A 16,983-nucleotide genomic window follows, 5' to 3' on the forward strand; every position below is an offset into this window, starting at 1 on the left:
TCGCTCGGCGCGGAGCCAGGACGGGAGGCGGGAACGGGCGGCCGTACGCACGGCGGCGCCGCGTCCACCGGCCCACTCCGCGAGGCCCGGACGTCTGTGGCACCCGGAACGGACGGACCGGGCACGCTGTCGGCAGGTCTTCGGACTCACCCTGGGCGCGAAAGCGCGCAAAACACACCGTTGCGGGACAGTTCCGGATTTCCACCGGATTCCCCTGCGGCGACAGCGAGGACGAGCATACATGTGGGGGGCGCCGCTCACGGCACCCCCCACATGTTGTGTCGGCCGGAGCCGGGCTCAGAGCTCCAGAACGTAGGTGAAGAGCGTGAAGTCCAGCCCCGGGACGGGCTTCCAGTCCCGTTCGGGGGAGCGGACGAAGCCCAGTCGCTCATAGATGCGGTGGGCGGTGGCCATCGTCCGCTGGGTGGACAGCACGATCCGCGCGCACCCCTCGACGGCCCGCGCCCGGTCCACGCAGGCCCGCACGAGGGCCTCCCCGACGCCCCGGCCGCGCGCCGCGTGTGCGACCGCCAGCATGCGGAACTCGGCCTCGCCCTCCCGGGCGATGTCGGCCCACTCCCGGCCGCCGGCGGTGAAGGTCACCCCGCCGAGGACCGCGCCGGTCGCGTCCGTGGTGTCGACCGCCACGAGCACCTCGGCCTCGGCGTCCCGCCGGGCCACGTCCCGCAGCAGCCCCAGATACGCGTCGTCCTCGCCGAAGGTGAGGAACCCGTCGTCGAGATAGGCCCGCGCGGTGATCTCGCCGAGGGCCGCGTACTCCTCGGGCCGTACCGCCCTGATCGTGAAGTCCATGCCCGGCAGTCTGCCCCCGGCACGGCTCCGCCCGCCCCCGGATATCCGGAGGCGGGCGGGAGGCGGTGGAGCGGACGGCCGCGGGGCTCAGTGCCCGGCGGTGCCGACCTTCGGCAGCTCGGTGGCGACACCCGCGTCACCGGCGTCCGCCGTGTAGTCCCCGGGCGAGGTCTCGTCGACGCCGTCGGGCGCCTTGAGCGCCTTCAGGACGACGGTGAGGACCACGGTGACGACCAGGTTGAGCACGAAGGCGGTGAGGCCGATGTAGCCGATCTCGCCGATGCCGGGGATCTCGGCCGAGGAGCCGCCGAAGTGCTTCTGGGTGGGGCTGGCCACGCCGTACGCGGCGGCGGTGCCGTAGACCATGCCGACGGCCCAGCCGGCGAGCAGCGCCCAGCGGTGGAACCAGCGGGTGAACAGGCCGCCGACGAGGGCGGGGAAGGTCTGGAGGATCCAGATGCCGCCGAGCAGCTGGAAGTTGATGGCGACGGTCTTGTCCATGGTGAGGACGAAGACCAGCGCGCCGACCTTCACCAGCAGCGAGACCAGCTTGGAGACCTTGGTCTCCTGCTCGGGCGTCGCGTTCGGCTTGAGGAAGTCCTTGTAGATGTTCCTGGTGAACAGGTTGGCCGCGGCGATCGACATGATCGCGGCCGGGACCAGGGCGCCGATGCCGATGGCGGCGAAGGCCACGCCCGCGAACCAGGCGGGGAACATGTCCTCGAAGAGCTGCGGGATGGCGAGCTGCCCGTTGGTGACCTTCACGCCGGCGGCGATCGCCATGAAGCCGAGCAGCGCGAGCAGGCCCAGCATCAGCGAGTACAGCGGCAGGATCGTGGTGTTGCGGCGGATCACCTCGCGGCTCCTGGAGGAGAGCGTCGCGGTGATCGAGTGCGGGTACATGAAGAGCGCCAGCGCCGAGCCGAGCGCGAGGGTCGCGTACGTCCACTGGCCGGCCTCGCCGGGCACGAGCGCGCCCTTGGGCTTGCCGGTGGCCGGGTTGACCGTCTGGTACGCCTCGCCCGCCTTGGCGAAGATCTCGTCGAAGCCGCCCAGCTTGATCGGGATGTAGATGATCGCCACCGCGATGACGATGTAGATCAGGGCGTCCTTGACGAAGGCGATGAGCGCCGGGGCGCGCAGGCCGGAGGAGTAGGTGTACGCCGCGAGGACGCCGAAGGCGATGAGCAGCGGCAGGTCCTTGACGAACCAGTGGGTGTCCTCGCCGCCGCCGACGCCCATCACGTCCAGGACGGCCTGGATGCCGACGAGCTGGAGCGCGATGTACGGCATGGTGGCGAGGATGCCGGTGACGGCGACCGCCAGCGACAGGCCCTTGGAGCCGAAGCGCCCGCGGACGAAGTCGGAGGTGGTGACGTACCCGTGCTTGTGGGACACCGACCACAGGCGGGGCAGGAAGGTGAAGATCAGCGGGTAGACCAGGATCGTGTACGGCACGGCGAAGAAGCCGGCCGCGCCCGCCGCGTAGATGGCCGCCGGGACGGCGACGAAGGTGTACGCGGTGTAGAGGTCGCCGCCGAGCAGGAACCAGGTGACCCAGGTGCCGAACGAACGGCCGCCCAGGCCCCATTCGTCGAGGCTGTTCTCGTTCTCGGCCTTGCGCCACTTGGCGGCCAGGAAGCCCATGACCGTGACGGCCAGGAAGAAGAAGACGAAGACGCCGAGCGCGACGCCGTTCACGCCGTCGTTCATCGCGCGTCACCCCCCTTGCGGGCGCGCTGGTCGCGCTTCCAGAGCTGGTACGCGAGCATGGTCAGCCCGGTGGAGACGACCACCCAGAGCATCTGGTACCAGTAGAAGAACGGGATGCCGATGAAGGCGGGGTCCACCTTCGCGTACGAGCCCACCCAGAGCATCGCCACGAACGGTGCGAACAGGCAGAGCGCGATCACCACTCTCGATGGTGTGATGACCGGTTGTTTCCCTTGTGTCGCTTCTGACATGGCGAAACCGTCCCCTCACTGATCACCTCGTAAGACGGGGAAATCTAGGGGACGGTCTCGCCGTTAGGAACCCCTGTCCGTATAACGGATCAGGCGTGTCCGGTCAGCCGTTGGGGCGCTGCAGACGGGCGACGAACTTGTACCGGTCGCCGCGGTAGACCGAACGCACCCATTCGACCGGTTCGCCCTGCGCGTCGAGGGAGTGCCGGGAGAGCATCAGCATCGGCAGGCCCACGTCCGTGCCGAGCAGTCCGGCCTCGCGCGGGGTGGCCAGCGAGGTCTCGATGGTCTCCTCGGCCTCGGCCAGGTGCACGTCGTACACCTCGGCGAGCGCGGTGTAGAGCGAGGTGTACTTCACCAGCGAACGCCGCAGCGCGGGGAAGCGCTTGGCGGACAGGTGGGTGGTCTCGATGGCCATCGGCTCGCCGCTCGCCAGGCGCAGCCGCTCGATCCGCAGCACCCGGCCGCCGGCGGTGATGTCGAGCAGCCCGGCGAGGGTGTCGTCGGCGGTGACGTAGCCGATGTCGAGGAGCTGCGAGGTGGGCTCCAGGCCCTGCGCGCGCATGTCCTCGGTGTACGAGGTGAGCTGGAGGGCCTGGGAGACCTTGGGCTTGGCCACGAAGGTGCCCTTGCCCTGGATCCGCTCCAGGCGTCCTTCGACCACCAGTTCCTGCAGTGCCTGGCGCACGGTGGTGCGCGAGGTGTCGAACTCGGCGGCGAGAGTGCGCTCGGGCGGGACCGGGGTGCCGGGCGGCAGGGTGTCGGTCATGTCGAGCAAGTGCCGCTTCAGTCGGTAGTACTTGGGCACGCGCGCGGTGCGGGTGGCGGCGCCGCCCTCTGTCTCCGTGCTGCCCGCGTCCGTGGCCATGGCCTGCCTTCCCGACTCCTGTGCTGCTGCCGTCACCGGCTCCTCCGTCTGTCGCGGCTCACATGGTGGCACGGACCGGTCACGGGTCGTCGCCCTCCCTCAGGTGTCGGTCCGATAACGGACGCGACTGCCCTTCTTATACACCCTTGACACCCCTAAAGGTCTAGGCCAAGCTCCGGGTACTGGTCTACACCATTAAAGACCAGGTCCCAGCCCCACGAGCATTACTCGACGTATGTCTGTATGTCTTCGCGCGGTGGGCAGGGGTTGCAGCATCCCTGAGGAGGGTGGCGTGAAGCGCAAGCTCATCGCGGCGATCGGCGTCGCGGGCATGATGGTCAGCATTGCCGCGTGTGGTGGCACGGACGACAAGGGCGGTGCGAAGGCCGGCGGTGACGCCAAGGAGCTCACCGTCTGGCTGACGGTCGACGCCCAGAACAACTGGCCCGAGCTGGTCAAGGCCGCCGATGACGCGGTGACCAAGAAGCACCCGGGCATCAAGATCAAGCACGAGTACTACGGCTGGCCGGACAAGAACACCAAGCTGGACGCGGTGCTCGCCACGGACAAGGCCCCGGACGTTGTCGAGATGGGCAACTCCGAGATGATCAGCTACATGGCCAAGGGCGCCTTCGCCGAGGTCGACCCGTCGAAGTTCGAGAACTCCGACAAGTGGCTGGACGCCCTCAAGGACTCGGTCACCTACAACGGCAAGACCTACGGTGTCCCCTACTACGCCGGTGGCCGCGTGGGCACCTGGCGCAAGGACATCGCCGCCGAGGCGGGCGTCAAGGCCGCCCCGAAGACCTGGGCCGAGCTGACCGCGGCGCTCGACGCCATCCAGAAGAAGAAGGGCGACAAGTTCAGCGCCTGGTACCAGCCGTCGCCGGACTGGTACGCCGCGATGTCCTTCGTCTACGAGGCCGGCGGCTCCATCGCCAAGCAGGACGGCGAGACCTGGAAGTCGAACCTCTCCTCGGCCGAGTCCGTCAAGGGCCTCACCGAGTACAAGAACATCGTCGACAAGTACATGCACGGCGACAAGACGAAGGACGAGTCCGACCGTCCCGTCGTCTTCGGCCAGGGCAACTCCGCGACGATCTTCGCCGCCGGCTGGGAGGGCGCCACCGCCGCCGACCCGAAGTCCGACAAGGTCGGCGGGCTGAAGGACAAGCTCGAGAACTTCGTCATGCCCGGCCCGTCCGGCAAGAACCTCCCGGTCTTCCTCGGCGGCTCGGACCTGGCCATCCCGGTCAAGTCCAAGGCGCAGGGCGTCGCCGGCGAGTGGATCGCCGCCTTCACCGGCGCCGAGGGCCAGAAGGGTCTCATCGCCAAGGGCAACCTGCCCAACAACAAGGCGGACCTCGCCCCGCTGAAGAACGACCCGGCCACCGCCGTCCCGGCGACCGCGGCCGAGTCCAGCTGGTTCGTCCCGACCGCCCCCGGCTGGGGCCAGGTCGAGAAGGCGCAGACCCTCAAGACGATGCTCATCGAGATCGCCAACGGCAAGAAGTCGGTCGAGCAGGCGGCCAAGGACGCCGACGCCGCGATCGACAAGGTCATCAACACCAAGTGACCTATGGGCAGGGCCCCGCCACCACGGCGGGGCCCTGCCGCCCGTACCACGAGAGGGATCGCTGAGGAGCACGGGATGAGTGCCGCAGACACAACCACCGCGAAGGTGCCGCCGGTGCGGCAATCGCCACCATCCGGCTCCCAAGCCGGTACGCCCGCCCCGCGCGGGAAGTCCAAGAGCGGGGCCGGGATCCCATGGCTGCTTCTCGCGCCATGTCTGCTCGTGCTCCTCCTGGTGCTCGGCTATCCGCTGATCCGCCTGGTCACCCTCTCGTTCCAGAAGTTCGGGCAGCCGCAGCTGTGGGGCTTCCAGGAGGCCGAGTCGGCCGGCCTGTCGAACTTCACCGCCATCCTCGGCGACTCCGAGTTCTGGGCCGTCGTCCTGCGCACCGTGATCTTCGCGGCCGGCGCCGTGATCGTGACGATGGTCCTCGGCATGGCCATCGCGCTGCTCCTCCAGCGCGTGTCCACCTGGGTCAAGATGCTCATCAACATCGTCCTCGTGGCGAGCTGGGGCATGCCGATCATCGTCGCCACCGCCATCTTCAAGTGGATCTTCGACACCGACTACGGCGTGCTCAACTGGCTGCTCAGCCGCCTCCCCGGCGTGGACATGATCGGCCACAACTGGTTCGCCAGCGGCCCGCAGGGCCTCGCCGTGATCATGCTCCTGGTGGTCTGGGGCGCCGTGCCCTTCGTCGTCATCACGCTGAGCGCCGGTCTCACCCAGGTGCCGAAGGAGCTCGAAGAGGCCGCCCGCCTCGACGGCGCCGGCGCCTGGAAGGTCTTCCGCTACGTCACCCTTCCGATCATGAAGCCGATCCTCGTCATGCTGACGACGCTCTCGGTGATCTGGGACATGGGTGTCTTCCCGCAGGTCTACGTGATGCGCAACGGCCACCCCGAGGCCGAGTTCCAGCTGCTCACCACGTACTCGTTCGACAGGGCGTTCGTCGTCAACGACTACGGCACCGGCTCCGCCATCGCGCTCGTCACGGTGGTGCTGCTGCTGGGCGTGGTCGCGGTGTACATGCGCCAGATGCTCAAGATCGGAGATGTCGAATGAGCACCGCCAAGGTCTCCGCGGCGCCGCGCCGCCCGCGCAAGTCGAAGCTGGGCTGGAACCTGCTCGGGCTGCTCGTCTTCGTCACCGCCGGCTTCCCGGTCTACTGGATGCTCAACACCGCGTTCAAGCCCGACAAGGACGCCATCGACCCGAACCCCAAGTTCTTCCCGACCACGTTCACGCTCGACAACTTCAAGCGTGCGCTGGACATCGCGGACTTCTGGGGACCGGTCACCCGCAGCCTGCTCGTCTCGTCCGTCGTGGTCGTGATCGGCATCGTGGTCGGCCTGCTCGCCGCCCTCGCGATCTCCCGCTTCGCCTTCCGCGGCCGCAAGATCGTCATCGTCGGCATCCTCGCGGTCCAGATGGTCCCGCTCGTCGCGATGATCATCCCGGTCTTCCTGATGCTCAACGACCTGGGCCAGTACGACAAGCTCACCGGTCTGATCATCACGTACCTGACCTTCATCCTGCCCTTCACGGTGTGGACGCTGCGCGGATTCATCGTCAACATCCCCAAGGAGCTGGAGGAGGCCGCCCAGGTCGACGGCTGCACGCCCACCGGCGCGTTCCTCCGGGTCGTCTTCCCGCTGCTCGCTCCCGGCATGGTCGCCACCTCGGTCTACGGCTTCATCCAGGCCTGGAACGAGTACCTCTACGCCCTGATGCTGATGAGCCAGCAGAACCAGACGGCCACCGTCTGGCTCTCCAACTTCATCACCAAGAACGGCACCGAGTACTCCGCGATGATGGCCGGCTCGACCATGATGGCCGTCCCCATCGTGATCCTCTTCCTCCTCGTCCAGCGCAAGATGGCCGCTGGCCTGACGGCCGGCGCAGTGAAGGGATGACGTCCGCACCATGACCATTCTCGAAAGCGCCTCGGACACCCTGACCCGGGACGCCCTCACCGTCCTCCAGCCGGGCTTCGTCGGCACGACGGCCCCCGACTGGCTGCTCCGCCGCATCGGCGAGGGGCTCTCCTCGGTCGGCCTCTTCGGCCGCAACATCGACAACCCGGAGCAGCTCGCCGCGCTCACCGCGCGGCTGCGCGCCGAGCGCGACGACGTCCTGGTCGCCATCGACGAGGAGGGCGGCGACGTCACCCGCCTCGAGGTCAAGCAGGGCTCCTCGTTCCCCGGCAACTACGCGCTGGGCAGCGTCGACGACGTCGAGCTCACCCGGGCCGTGGCCCGCGAGCTCGGCCGCCGGCTCGCCGAGTGCGGGGTCGACCTCAACTGGGCGCCGTCCGCCGACGTGAACTCCAACGCCGACAACCCGGTCATCGGGGTGCGTTCCTTCGGCGCCGACCCGGAGCTGGTCGCCCGGCACACCGTGGCCTATGTCGACGGCCTCCAGGCCGTGGGCGTCGCCGCCTGCACCAAGCACTTCCCGGGGCACGGCGACACCAACGTGGACTCGCACCACGCGCTGCCCCGCATCGATGTGGACCTCGACACACTGCACGCCCGTGAGCTGGTACCTTTCCGCGCCGCCATCGCCGCGGGTACCAAATCCGTCATGAGCGCGCATATCCTGCTCTCCGCGCTCGACCCGAACCGTCCGGCCACCCTGAGCCCGCAGATCCTCACCGGTCTGCTCCGCCGGGAGCTGGGCTTCGAGGGACTGATCGTCACCGACGGCATGGAGATGCAGGCCATCGCGTCGACGTACGGCATCGAGCGCGGATCCGTCCTCGCGATCGCCGCGGGCGCCGACGCCATCTGCGTCGGCGGCGGGCTGGCCGACGAGGGCACCGTACTGAGCCTGCGCGACGCGCTGGTGAACGCGGTACGGACCGGTGAACTGCCCGAGGAGCGGCTGGCCGACGCCGCGGCGCGCGTGCGCGCCCTGGCGGCCTGGACCCAGGCGCACCGGGCCAGGGGGGCTGTTTCGGGGCCGGGCGCGGCAGTGCAGGAGGGGACCGCGCCCGGCACCGACGTGGGTCTCGTCGCGGCCCGCCGGGCCCTGCGGGTGACCGCGGGGGAGCGGCCGTACCAGCCGATCACCAGCGCGCCCTACGTGGCCTCCTTCACCCCCGTCGCCAACTTCGCGGTCGGCGACGAGACCCCCTGGGGCATCGCCGCCGAGCTGGAGCGGCTCCTCCCGGGCACCGCCACCGGCTCCTACGGCGCCGAGGGATCCCTGGACGAGCTGCTGGCCGCCGCCGGCGACCGGCGGGTGGTCGCGGTCGTACGCGACGCCCACCGGCACCCGTGGATGGCGAAGGCCCTGGACGCCCTGCTCGCGGCCCGCCCGGACACCGTGGTGGTCGAGATGGGCCTGAACGAGTCGGAGCCCCGAGGGGCCCTGCACATCGCCACGCACGGCGCCGCCCGTGTCTGCGGCCGCGCCGCGGCGGAGGCCGTCGTCGGCCGCTAGTCCCGCGCTCCGCGTACGCGAAGGGGCCCGGCACCTGGATCAGGTGCCGGGCCCCTTCGGTCGTTCCCGTGCCGCGGGGGACCGGCGGGGGGCTAGATGCCCTGCCAGGACGGCTTGTTCGCGAAGGTGTGGCGGAAGTAGTCGGCCAGCTTCAGCTTGGAGGCGGCGGCCTCGTCCACGACCACGGTCGCGTGCGGGTGCAGCTGGAGCGCGGAGGCCGGCACGAGCGCCGCGACCGGGCCCTCGACGGTCTGCGCCACGGCCTCGGCCTTGCCCTCGCCGGTGGCGAGCAGCACCAGGTGACGGGCCTCCAGGATGGTGCCGATGCCCTGGGTGATGACGTGGTGCGGCACCTGGTCGATGTCGTTGTCGAAGAAGCGCGCGTTGTCCACCCGGGTCTGCTCGGTGAGCGTCTTGATCCGGGTGCGGGAGGCGAGCGAGGAGCAGGGCTCGTTGAAGCCGATGTGCCCGTCGGTGCCGATGCCGAGGATCTGGAGGTCGACGCCGCCGGCCTCGCTGAGCGCCCGGTCGTAGGCCTCGCAGGCCGCCAGGACGTCCTCGGCGGAGCCGTCGGGGCCCATGAAGGCGTCCTGGGAGAGCCCGAGCGGCTCGACGACCTGGCGCAGCACCGTGGACCGGTAGGACTCGGGGTGCCCGGCGGGCAGCCCCACGTACTCGTCCAGCTGGGCGATGCGGGCCCGGGAGGCGTCCACGGAGCCGGCCGCGACCTGGGCGGTCAGGGCGTCGTAGATGGGCAGCGGGGTCGATCCGGTGGCCACGCCGAGCAGCGCGTCGGGCTTGCGGCGCAGGAGGTCGGCGATGCCGTCCGCGATGAGCTCGCCGCCCGCCTTGGCGTCCTTGACGATGACAACTTCCACGCTGTGCCTGCCGATCTGGTGAGGGCTGGAAAGGAGCCTGGTGGTATAGACCAATCGAAACTCAAATCTAGCAGAGCCGAGCCCGTCCGCCCATGCCGTTCCGGCCCATCCCGTCCATCGTCGACCGCACCCGTCCCGCCAGCCACTCGAAGCCCTCCCGCCCCGCCGTCCCGGGGGGTGAGGGGCCCACCGAGGGAGGGCCCGCCGAGGTGGGCGCCGCCCAGGGAGGGGGTCGGGCCTCGCGAGGGCGGCCTCAGGCCAGCGAGCCTCCCGTCGCGTCGATCCACTGCCCCGTCACCCAGCGCGCGTCGTGGGAGGCCAGGAAGGCCACCACGTCGGCTATGTCGGCCGGCTCCCCGACCTTCCCCAGGGCCGACATCGCCGCCGCCCCCGCCCGAGCCTCCTCGTTCCCCCGCAGCCAGCCCGCGTTGATGTCGGTGTCGACGATGCCCGGCGCCACCGCGTTCACCGTGATCCCGCGCGGGCCGAGGACCTTGGACAGATAGCGGGTGAACGTGTCGAGCGCGCTCTTCGACATCGCGTACGCGATCAGCTCCGGCATCACCGCCGCGTGCGAGAGGCCCGTCGACACGTTCACGATCCGGCCGCCGTCGCGCAGCCGCTCCGCGCCCAGCCGGGCCAGGAAGAAGGGCGCCTTCGTGTTGACCGCGAAGATCCGCTCGTACTCCTCCTCGCCGATCGAGGAGAAGGGGGCGGAGGCGCCGATCCCCGCGTTGTTCACCAGGATGTCCAGGCCGTCCGCGTGGGCGTCGAAGGCCGCCCACAGCGCCTCCGCGTCCCCCGGGACGCCCAGCTCCTGCCCGATCGCGAAGGCGTCGCCGCCGGCGGCCAGGATCGTGGCGACCGTCTCCTTCGCCGCCGCCTCGTTGCTCCCGTAGTGCACGCCGACCCGCGCCCCGTCCCGCGCCAGACGCTCGGCCACGGCCCGCCCGATGCCCCTGCTGCCGCCCGTGACCAGTGCCGTCTTCCCCTTGAGCACGCCCATGACGACGCCCCCCTCATATGTGTAGCGGTCGTTATGAAAAGAACCGTACCACCTTTCGTAGCGCCCGCTATAGAATTAACGCCATGACCTCGAAACAGCGCGGCCGGCCCCGTTCCTTCGACCGCCCGACGGCGCTGGAGCAGGCCACCATGGCCTTCTGGGAGCACGGCTACGAGACGACCTCCGTCTCCGACCTCACCCGGGCCATGGGCATCAGCGCCCCGAGCCTCTACGCGGCCTTCGGCGACAAGAAGACCCTCTTCGAGGAGGTCGTGGAGGAGTACGCGCGCTCGTACGGCGCCTTCGGCGGGCGCGCCTTCGCGGAGGAGCCGACGGCCCGCGGCGCGATCGGGCGGATGCTCAGGGAGGCGGCGGGGGAGTACACGGACCCGGCCCACCCGCGGGGCTGCCTGATGATCTCGGCCGCGGTCAACTGCTCGACGCCCGAGGTCGAGGAGGCCCTGCGGAGCCGCCGCAACGCCAACGTCTCGGCGTTCGAGGCGCGGATCCGCCGGGACGTCGAGAGCGGCGAGCTGCCCGCGGACACCGACGCCCCGGCCCTGGCCCGCTTCAGCGGCGCCGTCCTGCAGGGCATGTCCCAGCAGGCCCGCGACGGCGCCGGGCGGCAGGAGCTGGAGGCGCTGGCGGAGACGGCGATGCGGGCGTGGCCGGAGACGACTCCCGTGAAGGCCCCGGAAACACCCGCGGGCCGCGGCGCCTGACGGGACCCTCAACCCGTCCGGCACCGCAGCCCGGAGTTACTCGGCCGTGGGTGTGCGGTGCCCTCGGCCGTATGGGAGGTCTCGGCGCAGTCAGGGCAGAGAGCGCCGGGTACCTCGTCCACCCTCCTGTGCGGGGAGAGTGGAGGCTCCTGTGAAGCATTGTGGACTAGACCATTCTCGTCTGTCCATCCATAGGAACCGGGTCCTTCCGGGCCCATCCTCCAACACGGAGGCCCGGAGATCCAGGTTCACCGCCCTGTAATTCCGCGGGTACGCTCGCACCCGTGCCCTCCATGAACGACCTCGTCCGCCAGCACACCGCTCTGAGCGAGTCCGACCTCGACTGGCTCCACATGCTGGTGTCGGAGTGGCAGCTGCTCTCCGACCTCTCCTTCGCCGACCTCGTCCTGTGGGTCCCGACCCTCGACGGCACCCGGTACGTCTCCGTCGCCCAGATGCGGCCCAACACCGGCCCCACCTCGTACCAGGACGACATGGTCGGCCACCTGGTCCCGCGCGGCCGGCGCCCGCTCCTGGACGCCGCCCTGGACGAGGGCCGGATCGTGCGCGAGGGCGACCCCGAGTGGCGCGAGGAGGTCCCGGTCCGGGTCGAGTCCATCCCCGTGCGCCGCGAGGGCCGCGTCCTCGGCGTCATCGCCCGCAACACCAACCTGCTCACCGTCCGGACCCCGTCCCGGCTGGAGCTCACCTACCTCCAGTCCGCCTCCGACCTGGCCCAGATGATCGCCGCGGGCAGCTTCCCCTTCCCCGGCGAGCAGGTCGACATGGACTCCTCGCCGCGGGCCGGCGACGGGCTGATGCGGCTCGACGCCGACGGCGTCGTCCAGTACGCCTCGCCCAACGCCCTCTCCGCGTACCACCGGCTCGGCCTCGCCGCCGACCTCACCGGCCAGCACCTCGGCCAGATCACCGCCGAACTCGCCCCCTCCCGCGGCCCGGTCGACGAGGCCCTGGCCACGATGGCCTCCGGCTACGCCCCGCGCGAGTTCGAGGTCGAGGGCAACGGCGGCTCGATCCAGCTGCGCGCGATCCCGCTCAAGCCCAAGGGCACCCGCATCGGTTCGCTGGTGCTGCTCCGGGACGTCACCGAACTGCGCCGTCGCGAGCGCGAGTTGATCACCAAGGACGCCACCATCCGGGAGATCCACCACCGGGTGAAGAACAACCTCCAGACGGTGGCCGCCCTGTTGCGCCTCCAGGCCCGCCGGATGGACTCGGAGGGCGGGCGCGAGGCCCTCAACGAGGCAGTGCGGCGCGTCGGTTCGATCGCCATCGTCCATGAGACGCTGTCCCAGAACCTGGACGAGCGGGTCGAGTTCGACGAGATCGCGGACCGGGTGATCGCGATGGTCGCCGAGATCTCCCCGGGCAAGGTGACCTGCCGGCGCAACGGGCGCTTCGGCATCCTGGACGCCGAGGTCGCCACCCCGCTGGCCATGGTCCTCACCGAGATCCTGCAGAACGCGCTGGAGCACGCCTTCGCGCCGGGCGAGCAGGGCACCGTCGAGGTCACCGCCGTCCGCGGCGAGTCCCGCGCCGACGCCCGGCTCCTGATCACGGTCAAGGACGACGGGCGCGGTCTGCCCGAGGGCTTCGACCCGCAGCGGGCCGGCAACCTCGGACTGCAGATCGTGCGGACCCTGGTCGAGGGCGAGCTCGGCGGCGGATTCGACATGCAGCCGGGCGCCGAGGGCGGCACCCGGGTCGTCCTCGACATCCCCGTACAGCCGCAGAAGTAGCGTCCGTACGGCGGGAGTTGAGAGCCGGATCACACCGGCGGCCTGAGCACGGCAGCGAGCCCCGGACCGAAGGAACTCGGTCCGGGGCTCGAATGCTGTGGGTTACTGCTGCGCGCTGCGGCTCGGGGGCGGTGATTGCGTACACGATGTACGCGCCGCTTGCCTCAGGCTGTCACAGGTGGCTCAGGCGCTGGCGTTGCGCGCCCGGTTGCGGGCGGCGCGGCGCTTCATCGCGCGGCGCTCGTCCTCGCTGAGGCCACCCCAGACGCCGGAGTCCTGGCCGGACTCGAGCGCCCACTGCAGGCACTGCTCCATGACGGGGCAGCGACGGCAGACGGCCTTGGCTTCCTCGATCTGCAGCAGCGCAGGACCGGTGTTGCCGATGGGGAAGAACAGCTCGGGGTCTTCCTCACGACAAACGGCGTTGTGACGCCAGTCCATGGCTGCTACCTCTCTTGGTTATTACGTGCAAGTTGCTTGTGAATGTGAACGCTTTCACGAATCCCCCCGCAAGGGAAGGGCCGACTGCCAGGTGAACTGGTGTGGTCCTGGGTTTTGAGGAGGGGTTCTGGCTCTCAGTGGAGGCCGGTCTTGCGGGCCGTCCCGATCGCCAAGAAGAGACTCGCAAACCTCGGCAACGGATACAACCCCTTCTGGAAAGTTTTTTTTGATTCCTCGGTGTCGGCTCCGTCACAGCCGTACTTCTAGGGGGTGGATGGCAGCCTAAACGTTCGAGTGGAAGGACTTTCGACCCTTCCGGTCACACAATCACACGCAGTGCACGGCGTACGCCTGTGAACGTCACGCTCGTACGCAGCCCCAGGTGGTCACCGTCCATCTGGAGCGGCAGGGGCACCTTCGAATGCAAGGTGAAGTCGGTCAGGTCGTGCAGGGTCAGCGCGTGCTTGCCGTGCGGCCCCCGCTCGGGGGTCGAAGTGAGCAGCTGGGTGGCGTACCGAGCCACCGAAGGGGCCGAGAGCCGGCTCAGTCCGAGCACGTCGAGGGCCGTCTCGAAGGAGGCGTCCGGCGACGCGTACACCGGACGATTCCCCAGGTAGGTCCAGGGAGAGGTGTTGCAGATTATGGAGAGGACCAGATCCTCCACGGGATCCTCACCCGGCCGGTCCAGGGTGATCGTGCCGTGCCGCCGGTTCTGCTCGCCCAGGAACTGGCGCACCACCTGACGCAGATAGAGCGCGTGGGTCGAACGCTTGCCGCGCTCCCGCTGCTGTTCGACCCGGCCGATCACGCTCGCGTCGAAACCGAACCCGGCACAGAACGTGAACCAGCGTTCGGGCACCGCCTCGTCCTCCGTGCCCGGCGTACCGGACGCGAGCCCCAGGCTCACCGTCCGTGCCCGCCGCTCACGCAGCGCGTCGAGCAGCGCCCCGGTCGCCTCCACGGCGTCGTTCGGCAGTCCGAGCGCCCGCGCGAACACGTTGGTCGAGCCGCCCGGCACCACCGCGAGCCCCGGCAGCCGGTCCGGATCGGGCCCCGCGTGCAGCAGCCCGTTGACCACCTCGTTGACCGTGCCGTCGCCGCCCAGCGCCACCACCAGGTCGATGTCGTCCGAGTCGGCGGCCCTGCGCCCCAGGTCGCGGGCGTGGCCGCGGTACTCGGTCGTGATCGCCTCCAGCTTCATCTCGCTGGCGAGCGCGTGGATCAGCACATCCCGTGTGCGGGCACTGGTGGTGGTTGCTGCCGGGTTGACCACGAGAAGCGCGCGCATGGTCGCCAGGGTACCTACCCGGCGGTACCCCGGCCCAGCCGCCCGCGCCCCACGGCTCCCCGCCGAGCCCGGCTACCCTGCCTGCATGAGCAGTGCCGAGAGTGCCCAGAGCCCCGAGAGTGCAGACATGAGCGGTACGGAGCGGAGCCCGCGGCCCGGGCGCCTCGCCGCCGCCGCGGCCGTGGCGGGCGTCGAGGGCCTCGCCCTCCTGGTCGGCGGCCTCTACATGCTGGTGACCGTCCTGGCCGACGGGCCCGAGGACCTCGCCTCGGCCGTCATGGGCGCGGCGACCCTCGTCGCCCTCGGCCTCATCCCGCTCGCCGCCGCCCGCGGCCTGTGGCTGCGCCGCTCCTGGGCCCGGGGCCCCGCGGTCATCACCCAGATCCTCGCCCTGCCGGTCGCCTGGCAGCTGCTCCAGGCGGACAGCGTCATGATCCCGGCCGGCATCGCGCTCGCCGTGTTCGCCGTGACCGGGCTCGTCCTGCTGGTGAGCCCGTCCACGACCGAGGCGCTCGGTATCCGGCGCCCCGGCCAGGACGCGCCGCGGTAGACCCCGGGGCCTACTCCTCGACCAGCAGCTTCTCCCGCAGCTGCGCGAGCGTGCGCGCGAGCAGCCGGGAGACGTGCATCTGCGAGATGCCGACCTCCTGAGCGATCTGCGACTGGGTCATGTTCCCGAAGAAACGCAGCAGCAGGATCCGCTTCTCGCGCGGCGGCAGGTCCTCCAGGAGCGGCTTGAGCGACTCCCGGTACTCGACGCCCTCCAGCGCCTCGTCCTCCGCGCCCAGCGTGTCCGCGACCGCGGGCGACTCGTCGTCCGTGTCCGGCACGTCCAGGGAGAGCGTCGAGTAGGCGTTCGCCGACTCCAGGCCCTCCAGGACCTCCTCCTCCGAGATCCCGAGCCGCTCCGCGAGCTCGTGCACCGTCGGCGAGCGGCCGTGCTGCTGGGAGAGCTCCGCCGTCGCCGTCGTCAGCGAGAGCCGCAGCTCCTGGAGGCGCCGGGGGACCCGCACCGCCCAGCCCTTGTCCCGGAAATGGCGCTTGATCTCGCCGACCACCGTCGGGGTCGCGTACGTGGAGAACTCCACGCCCCGGTCGGGGTCGAACCGGTCCACCGACTTGATGAGACCGATCGTGGCGACCTGCGTCAGGTCGTCCAGCGGCTCGCCGCGGTTGCGGAAGCGACGGGCCAGGTGCTCGACCAGCGGCAGGTGCATCCGCACCAGCCGGTCGCGCAGCGCCGCCTTCTCCGCCGAACCCTCCGGAAGGGCGCGCAGCTCGATGAAGAGCGCCCGCGCCCCGCTGCGGTCGTGCGGATGGGGGGTCGCCGGAGGCTCGGGAACCTCCTCGGCGCCCTCGGCCCGGTCGCCGCCCTCGGCCTCGTCGGCGCCCTCGGCTTTGTCGGCCCCCTCCGCCTCGGCGGCCCCGGGCGTCCCGGGGGTCTCCGGCGTTCCGGCGGCCACCGAGGGCTCAGGTGGCTCAGGCGTCTCCTGGGTCCCGGCAGCCTCCGGAGTCCCCGGAACCTCGTTGTGCTGGTCCTGCTCGCTCATCTGGTCCGCCTGCTCCGCGTGATCCGTAGCGACCTCGACTCCAGTCTCGACCGAGACCGACCCGGCCTCGGCATCCGGATGCGGCCGTGCCTGCTGCTCAGGGATGCCGGCCGTCGCGTCCCCGCGCCTCACGCCGGGCCTGGCCCCGCGCCGCGCTGTTTGTACAGGCTGATGGAGACCGTACGGTCCTCCGCCACGGACGATTCCACCTTGCCGGCCAGTGCCGACAGCACCGTCCACGCGAAGGTGTCCCGCTCGGGGGCCCGGCCGTCGGTCGTCGGGGCCGAGACCGTCACGTCGAGCGAGTCGTCGACCAGCCGGAAGACGCAGCTCAGCACCGACCCCGGCACGGCCTGCTGGAGCAGGATCGCGCACGCCTCGTCGACGGCGATGCGCAGGTCCTCGATCTCGTCGAGGGTGAAGTCCAAGCGCGCCGCGAGACCGGCCGTGGCCGTACGCAGCACGGACAGGTAGGCACCCGCAGCGGGCAGCCGGACTTCCACGAAGTCCTGGGTCCCGGGCTCGCCTGCGATCTGGGACACCCTCACCTCCAAGGTGGCACAAGCTCTTTCGGGGTCCGGGGAAGAACCCCCCGAACCAGGCGGTACGCAGTGGGTTGCGCAGTCCGCCGAGACGCTATCGCGATCCGTCCCGCCGTGTCGCCGGGGGC

At 70.4% G+C, this 16,983-nt stretch carries 17 protein-coding genes and 1 riboswitch; of the genes, 7 read left to right on the plus strand and 10 right to left on the minus strand.

Going from position 1 to position 16,983, the window contains the following annotated elements; genetic code table 11:
* Nucleotides 1–113 precede the first annotated feature (113 nt).
* Nucleotides 114–276, minus strand: a riboswitch (cobalamin riboswitch).
* 21 nt (nucleotides 277–297) lie between these two features.
* The 4 genes from AB0Q96_RS27875 to AB0Q96_RS27890 all read right to left on the minus strand — a co-directional run bounded on the left by AB0Q96_RS27875 (nucleotide 298) and on the right by AB0Q96_RS27890 (nucleotide 3,645).
* Nucleotides 298–813 (minus strand): GNAT family N-acetyltransferase, encoded by a 516-nt coding sequence (locus AB0Q96_RS27875; RefSeq protein ID WP_365330117.1) that lies wholly within the window; start codon nucleotides 811–813, stop codon nucleotides 298–300.
* An 87-nt stretch (nucleotides 814–900) separates the two neighbouring features.
* On the minus strand, nucleotides 901–2,526 hold the full coding sequence (mctP, locus tag AB0Q96_RS27880) for a monocarboxylate uptake permease MctP (RefSeq protein ID WP_365330119.1): 1,626 nt from the start codon (nucleotides 2,524–2,526) through the stop codon (nucleotides 901–903).
* Nucleotides 2,523–2,777 (minus strand): DUF3311 domain-containing protein, encoded by a 255-nt coding sequence (locus tag AB0Q96_RS27885; RefSeq protein WP_365330121.1) that lies wholly within the window; start codon nucleotides 2,775–2,777, stop codon nucleotides 2,523–2,525. Before AB0Q96_RS27885 ends, mctP begins: the two co-directional genes overlap by 4 nt.
* Before the next feature lie 103 nt (nucleotides 2,778–2,880).
* A complete protein-coding gene (locus AB0Q96_RS27890; RefSeq protein WP_329428531.1) occupies nucleotides 2,881–3,645 on the minus strand; it encodes a GntR family transcriptional regulator in 765 nt (254 codons plus the stop codon).
* 292 nt (nucleotides 3,646–3,937) lie between these two features.
* Here AB0Q96_RS27890 and AB0Q96_RS27895 point away from each other — a divergent pair, with 292 nt between their 5' ends.
* The 4 genes from AB0Q96_RS27895 (at nucleotide 3,938) to AB0Q96_RS27910 (ending at nucleotide 8,668) form a co-directional block, all read left to right on the plus strand.
* Complete coding sequence (locus AB0Q96_RS27895; RefSeq protein ID WP_365330123.1) at nucleotides 3,938–5,221, plus strand: extracellular solute-binding protein; 1,284 nt, start codon at nucleotides 3,938–3,940, stop codon at nucleotides 5,219–5,221.
* Between the two features lie 75 nt (nucleotides 5,222–5,296).
* A complete protein-coding gene (locus tag AB0Q96_RS27900; RefSeq protein WP_365330125.1) occupies nucleotides 5,297–6,286 on the plus strand; it encodes a sugar ABC transporter permease in 990 nt (329 codons plus the stop codon).
* Nucleotides 6,283–7,137 (plus strand): carbohydrate ABC transporter permease, encoded by an 855-nt coding sequence (locus AB0Q96_RS27905; RefSeq protein WP_365330127.1) that lies wholly within the window; start codon nucleotides 6,283–6,285, stop codon nucleotides 7,135–7,137. The genes AB0Q96_RS27900 and AB0Q96_RS27905 overlap by 4 nt, the downstream gene beginning before the upstream one ends.
* Nucleotides 7,138–7,147: 10 nt before the next feature.
* Nucleotides 7,148–8,668 carry a glycoside hydrolase family 3 protein gene (locus AB0Q96_RS27910; protein WP_365330129.1) on the plus strand — a complete coding sequence of 507 codons (1,521 nt, stop codon included), beginning with the start codon at nucleotides 7,148–7,150 and terminating at the stop codon, nucleotides 8,666–8,668.
* Between the two features lie 92 nt (nucleotides 8,669–8,760).
* On the opposite strand, the gene nagB is transcribed toward AB0Q96_RS27910, so the two are convergent.
* Both nagB and AB0Q96_RS27920 read right to left on the minus strand, forming a co-directional pair.
* Nucleotides 8,761–9,546, minus strand: a complete 786-nt coding sequence (nagB, locus tag AB0Q96_RS27915; protein ID WP_329423929.1) for a glucosamine-6-phosphate deaminase — start codon at nucleotides 9,544–9,546, stop codon at nucleotides 8,761–8,763.
* 253 nt (nucleotides 9,547–9,799) lie between these two features.
* Nucleotides 9,800–10,552 carry an SDR family oxidoreductase gene (locus AB0Q96_RS27920; protein ID WP_365330131.1) on the minus strand — a complete coding sequence of 251 codons (753 nt, stop codon included), beginning with the start codon at nucleotides 10,550–10,552 and terminating at the stop codon, nucleotides 9,800–9,802.
* An 83-nt stretch (nucleotides 10,553–10,635) separates the two neighbouring features.
* Between AB0Q96_RS27920 and AB0Q96_RS27925 the strand changes: the two genes are divergently transcribed.
* Nucleotides 10,636–11,274: a TetR/AcrR family transcriptional regulator gene (locus AB0Q96_RS27925; protein WP_365330133.1), complete on the plus strand. Its 639-nt coding sequence runs from the start codon at nucleotides 10,636–10,638 to the stop codon at nucleotides 11,272–11,274.
* 293 nt (nucleotides 11,275–11,567) lie between these two features.
* On the plus strand, nucleotides 11,568–13,034 hold the full coding sequence (locus tag AB0Q96_RS27930; RefSeq protein ID WP_365330229.1) for a PAS domain-containing sensor histidine kinase: 1,467 nt from the start codon (nucleotides 11,568–11,570) through the stop codon (nucleotides 13,032–13,034).
* 183 nt (nucleotides 13,035–13,217) lie between these two features.
* On the opposite strand, the gene AB0Q96_RS27935 is transcribed toward AB0Q96_RS27930, so the two are convergent.
* Together AB0Q96_RS27935 and AB0Q96_RS27940 are read right to left on the minus strand one after the other, a co-directional pair.
* Entirely contained in the window at nucleotides 13,218–13,475 is a 258-nt protein-coding gene (locus AB0Q96_RS27935) for a WhiB family transcriptional regulator (protein ID WP_003953983.1), read from the minus strand.
* Nucleotides 13,476–13,794: 319 nt separating this feature from the next.
* Nucleotides 13,795–14,763, minus strand: coding sequence for a diacylglycerol kinase family protein (locus tag AB0Q96_RS27940; protein WP_365330135.1), 969 nt, complete (start codon nucleotides 14,761–14,763; stop codon nucleotides 13,795–13,797).
* Between the two features lie 85 nt (nucleotides 14,764–14,848).
* Between AB0Q96_RS27940 and AB0Q96_RS27945 the strand changes: the two genes are divergently transcribed.
* Nucleotides 14,849–15,313 carry a hypothetical protein gene (locus AB0Q96_RS27945; protein ID WP_365330137.1) on the plus strand — a complete coding sequence of 155 codons (465 nt, stop codon included), beginning with the start codon at nucleotides 14,849–14,851 and terminating at the stop codon, nucleotides 15,311–15,313.
* 10 nt (nucleotides 15,314–15,323) lie between these two features.
* On the opposite strand, the gene AB0Q96_RS27950 is transcribed toward AB0Q96_RS27945, so the two are convergent.
* Both AB0Q96_RS27950 and AB0Q96_RS27955 read right to left on the minus strand, forming a co-directional pair.
* Nucleotides 15,324–16,445, minus strand: a complete 1,122-nt coding sequence (locus AB0Q96_RS27950; protein ID WP_365330139.1) for a SigB/SigF/SigG family RNA polymerase sigma factor — start codon at nucleotides 16,443–16,445, stop codon at nucleotides 15,324–15,326.
* Nucleotides 16,442–16,855 carry an anti-sigma regulatory factor gene (locus AB0Q96_RS27955; protein ID WP_015036094.1) on the minus strand — a complete coding sequence of 138 codons (414 nt, stop codon included), beginning with the start codon at nucleotides 16,853–16,855 and terminating at the stop codon, nucleotides 16,442–16,444. Before AB0Q96_RS27955 ends, AB0Q96_RS27950 begins: the two co-directional genes overlap by 4 nt.
* Nucleotides 16,856–16,983 lie beyond the last annotated feature (128 nt).

The organism is Streptomyces sp. NPDC093111, from assembly GCF_040683955.1.
In the GTDB taxonomy this organism is placed as follows: Bacteria; Actinomycetota; Actinomycetes; order Streptomycetales; family Streptomycetaceae; genus Streptomyces.